4 protein-coding genes and 2 pseudogenes are annotated in these 4,403 nt (G+C 63.7%); all 6 read left to right on the forward strand.

The features are described 5' to 3' along the window. Positions 1-214: pseudogene (locus L9Z73_RS26125) on the forward strand (hypothetical protein); the annotation flags it as partial. Then, the gene (locus L9Z73_RS26130; protein ID WP_247407356.1) at positions 211-981 is read left to right on the forward strand and encodes an ABC transporter ATP-binding protein; all 771 of its coding nucleotides are present in this window, start codon (positions 211-213) and stop codon (positions 979-981) included. The pseudogene L9Z73_RS26125 and the gene L9Z73_RS26130, both read left to right, overlap by 4 nt. Beyond that, positions 981-1,862 carry a branched-chain amino acid ABC transporter permease gene (locus L9Z73_RS26135; RefSeq protein ID WP_247407358.1) on the forward strand — a complete coding sequence of 294 codons (882 nt, stop codon included), beginning with the start codon at positions 981-983 and terminating at the stop codon, positions 1,860-1,862. Before L9Z73_RS26130 ends, L9Z73_RS26135 begins: the two co-directional genes overlap by 1 nt. 4 nt (positions 1,863-1,866) lie before the next feature. Next, positions 1,867-2,916 carry a branched-chain amino acid ABC transporter permease gene (locus L9Z73_RS26140; RefSeq protein WP_247407360.1) on the forward strand — a complete coding sequence of 350 codons (1,050 nt, stop codon included), beginning with the start codon at positions 1,867-1,869 and terminating at the stop codon, positions 2,914-2,916. 34 nt (positions 2,917-2,950) lie between these two features. Next, complete coding sequence (locus tag L9Z73_RS26145; protein ID WP_247407363.1) at positions 2,951-4,291, forward strand: ABC transporter substrate-binding protein; 1,341 nt, start codon at positions 2,951-2,953, stop codon at positions 4,289-4,291. A gap of 3 nt (positions 4,292-4,294) precedes the next feature. Then, positions 4,295-4,403: pseudogene (locus L9Z73_RS26150) on the forward strand (ABC transporter ATP-binding protein); the annotation flags it as partial.

A 4,403-nucleotide genomic window follows, 5' to 3' on the forward strand; every position in this document is an offset into this window, starting at 1 on the left:
ACCAGTTTGGATTCCAGGCTGTCGGTCCTGGCGCCGACGCCTGTGTGACTGGGCCATTGCCCAGCCGCACAGCGGCCTGCGCCGTCTGCTGAAAAACCGCGTGCGCAAACTGCTGGGCTTCCAACGCCTGGCCTCTATCTGGCAGCCACCCAGCACGGGCACGTCCGTGAGCGACCCGGTGTGGCTGGCTGAATTCAAACGGGACATCGCATGAGCCAAGCCATTCTTCAGGTGCGGGATATCTCGCTGTCATTCAAGGGGGTCAAGGCGATCAATGCCTTGTCCTTCGACGTACAGCGCGGCGAGATCTGCGCGCTGATCGGCCCCAACGGCGCCGGCAAGAGTTCGCTGCTCAATGTGCTCAACGGTGTGTATCGCTTCGATGCCGGCGAGATCGTGTTCGAGCAGCAGCATTTCCACCGAATCGACCCCTTGGGCGCCGCGCGCCGAGGCATTGGGCGGACCTTTCAGAACAACGCGCTGTTCAAAAAGATGAGCGTGCTCGACAACATCCTCACCGGCCTGTCGCGGCATATGCGCACGAGCTTTATCGAGCAGGCCCTCGGCTTACCCCGCGCGCGTCGCGAGGCCGAAGCGTTCCGCCGGCGTGCCCAGGGCATCCTCGAGTTCCTTGAGCTGCAGGCCCACCGCGATGTGCTGGTGGGCAACTTGTCCTACGGCCTGCAAAAGCGCGTGGAGCTCGGCCGGGCGCTGATCGCCGGGCCCAGCCTGCTCCTGCTGGATGAACCGATGGCCGGGATGAATGCCGAGGAAAAACAGGAGATGGCGCGCTTTGTCGCCGATGTGAACCGCGACCTGGGCACCACGGTGGTGTTGATCGAGCACGACATGGGCGTGGTCATGGGCCTGTCCGACCATGTGGTGGTGCTCGACTACGGGCGCAAGGTCGGTGACGGCACCCCCGCCCAAGTGCAGGCCAACCCCGACGTGATCGCGGCGTACCTGGGAGTGGTCCACTGATGACGTTCTTTTTCGAAACCCTGCTCGGCGGCCTGCTCGCCGGCACCATGTACTCGCTGGTCGCCATCGGTTTTGTGCTGATCTACAAGGCCAGCGGCGTGTTCAATTTCGCCCAGGGCTCGATGTTGCTGTTTGCCGCGCTGACCTTCGTCAGCCTGCATGACCAGGGCGTGCCGTTTGCCCTGGCGCTGTTGCTGACGGTGGCGGTGATGGTCGTCGGCGCCTTGCTCATCGAGCGCCTGGTGCTGCGCCCACTGGTGAACCGTTCGCAGATCACCCTGTTCATGGCCACCCTGGGCCTGTCGTTCATTATCGAAGGCCTGGCCCAGGGCTTGATGGGCTCGCAGGTGCGTGCGCTGGACTTGGGCATCGACGATGTGCCGCTGTTCGTCGGGCCGCTGATGCTCAGCCAGTTCGACCTGATCGCGGCCGCGGCCGCCGTGGTGCTGGTGACGGTCCTGGCGTTGCTCTTCAACAAGACCCGCATCGGCGTGTCGTTGCGCGCCGTGGCCGATGACACCACGGCGGCGCTGTCCATCGGCATCAACCTCAACCGGATCTGGCAGATCGTCTGGGCGGTGGCCGGGATCGTCGGGCTGGTGGCCGGGCTGTTGTGGGGCGCGCGCCAGGGTGTGCAGTTCTCGCTGTCACTGGTGGTGCTCAAGGCCTTGCCGGTGTTGATCATCGGCGGCTTTACCTCGATTGGCGGGGCAATTGTCGGCGGGCTGATTGTCGGCGCGGCGGAGAACCTCGCCGAGGTGTATATCGGCCCGCTGCTCGGCGGCGGCATCACGCCGTGGTTTGCCTACGTCCTGGCCCTGGCCTTCCTGTATATCCGTCCCGCCGGCCTGTTCGGCGAGCGCGCCATCGAGCGAGTCTGAAACCATGTCGATCCCTATTGCTCAAGAAACTGCACCGTTACTGCTGGTCCAGCGCCGAGTGCCCTGGGGCCTGCTCGGCCTGTTGGCGCTGGCGTTTATCGTGGTGCCGCTGTGGGGCAATGATTATTGGCTGAATGCGATCCTGATCCCGTTCCTGGTGCTGTCCCTGGCCGGGCTGGGCCTGAACCTGCTGACCGGCTATACCGGGCAGACTTCGGTGGGCGCCGCCGGATTCATGGCGGTCGGTGCGTTTGCCACCTACGGCTTTCTGCTGCGCCTGCCGGAGCTGGGCTTGCCGGTGGCGTTGCTCGGTGGCGGCCTTATCAGTGCGTTGGTCGGTTTGCTGTTTGGCCTGCCCAGTTCGCGGATCAAGGGTTTCTACCTGATGGTCACCACCCTGGCCGCGCAGTTTTTCCTCGAGTGGCTGTTCGTCAAATTCCCCTGGTTCTACAACTACGGTTCGTCCGGCACGATCTCCGCGCCGAAGCTGGCGTTGTTCGGGTATGACCTCAACACGCCGCTGGGGCGCTACTGGCTGACGCTGCTGACCGTGCTGCTGCTGACCTGGAGCGCCGTCAACCTGGTGCGCAGCCAGGTGGGCCGCAACTGGATGGCGATCCGCGACATGGACACCGCCGCCGCCGTGGTGGGCATCCCGGTGGTGCGTTACAAACGCCTGGCGTTTGCGGTCAGCTCGTTCTACCTCGGCATCGCCGGTGCGCTATGGGCCTTCGCCTATCTGGGCACGGCCAGCGCCAGCAGCTTCGATATCAATCGTTCGTTCCAGATCCTGTTCATCATCATTATCGGCGGCATGGGCAGCATCGCCGGCAACTTCGTCGGCGCGGCGTTTATCAGTTTGCTGCCGATCTTCCTCAGCCACGCCGGGCAGGCGCTGTTCGGCGGTTCGGTGGATGCGGGGCAGTTGCAGAACCTGCAGAAAATCATCTTTGGCGTGCTGATCATCGTGTTCCTGATCAAGGAACCCGAAGGGTTGATTCGCCTGTTGCACAACCTTTGCGATCGGCTGCGTCAGTGGCCTCTGCGTTTTTGAACGCTACATTATTGACTGAGAAGAGAACCCCCCAATGCGTGCATCCTTGAAACGTTCCCTGGCCGGCGCCGCCTTCGCGCTGGCCACCCTGGCCAGTGCAGTGCCCCAGGCCGTGGCGTCGCCCGACCAGCAGTTCTTTCCCCTGGCCACCTACCGCGTCGGCGCCTATGCCTCCAGCGGCGTGCAGGTGTGGGCCGGGATGATCGACTACCTGCGCTACATCAACGAGGTCGAAGGCGGTATCAATGGCGTAAAACTGGTGTGGCAGGAATGCGAGACCGAATGGACGGCGGAGAAGGGCATCGAGTGCTACGAGCGCTTCAAGAACGGCCTGGATGGCGCGCCGGTCGCGGTGTACCAGCCTAACGGCGCACCCGCGGCCTATGCCTTGAGTGAGCGTGCCGAGGTGGACAAGATCCCGTTGATCACTCTCGGGTATGGCCGCACCGAAGCCACCGACGGCACTGTGTTCCCGTACAACTTCCCGGTGATGCTGACCTTCTACAGCGAGGCGTCGAGCCTGGTGAACTACATCGCCCAGCGCGAAGGCGGTTTCGACAAACTCAAGGGCAAGAAGATCGCCACGGTCTACCACGACTCGGCCTACGGTCGCGAAACCCTCGGCCCGCTGAAACTGCTCGCCGAGAAGTACGGCTTTGAGAATATCCAGATTCCGGTGGCCGACCCGGGCAACGAGCAGTCCGCGCAATGGCGCCAGGTGCGCCAGGCCAATCCGGACTGGGTGTTCCTGCGCACGTGGGGCGTGTCCACGCCGGTCGCGGTGAAAACCGCCGCACGTTTTGGCTTCCCGGTCGACCATATCATCGGCGATATCTGGGCCAGCTCCAGCGAAGACGTATTGCCCGCCGGCACCGCTGCCAAAGGCTACCTGGCGCTCACGCCATACCCGGCCGGCGCCGACTTCGAGATCCACAAGCGCCTCAAGCAATACGTCCTCGACAAAGGCCATAGCGATCTCAAGGACCTGAAAAACTTCGGCAGCGTCTACTACAATTCCGGCCTGGTGAACGCCGCCGTGGCGGTGGAAGCGATCCGCACCGCCCAGGCCAGGTTCGGCAAGCGCCCGCTCAATGGCGAAGAAGGCCGCTGGGGCCTGGAACACCTGAATATCGACGACGCGCGGCTCAAGGCCATGGGTTACCTGGGCCTGATGCAGAACCTCAAGCTGTCGTGCCGTGACCACGAAGGCGGCGGCTCGGCGCGAGTACAGCAGTGGGATGGCGCCAACTGGACGCTGGTCAGCGACTGGATCGCCGCCGACCGTGCGCTGCTGCGCCCGCTGATCGATGAAAAGTCCGCCGCGTTCGCCAAAGAAAAAGGCCTGACGCCACGCACCTGCACCGGGGATGAATAAATCATGAGCCTACCCGCCGCTGAATCTGCACACGCCGCGCTGCTGACGGTCAACGACATCGAGGTGATCTACGACGGCGCGATTCTCGCCGTGGCCGGGGTGTCGCTGAGCG

Origin of the sequence: Pseudomonas emilianonis (assembly GCF_023072625.1) — a bacterium.
Lineage (GTDB): Bacteria > Pseudomonadota > Gammaproteobacteria > Pseudomonadales > Pseudomonadaceae > Aquipseudomonas > Aquipseudomonas paraveronii.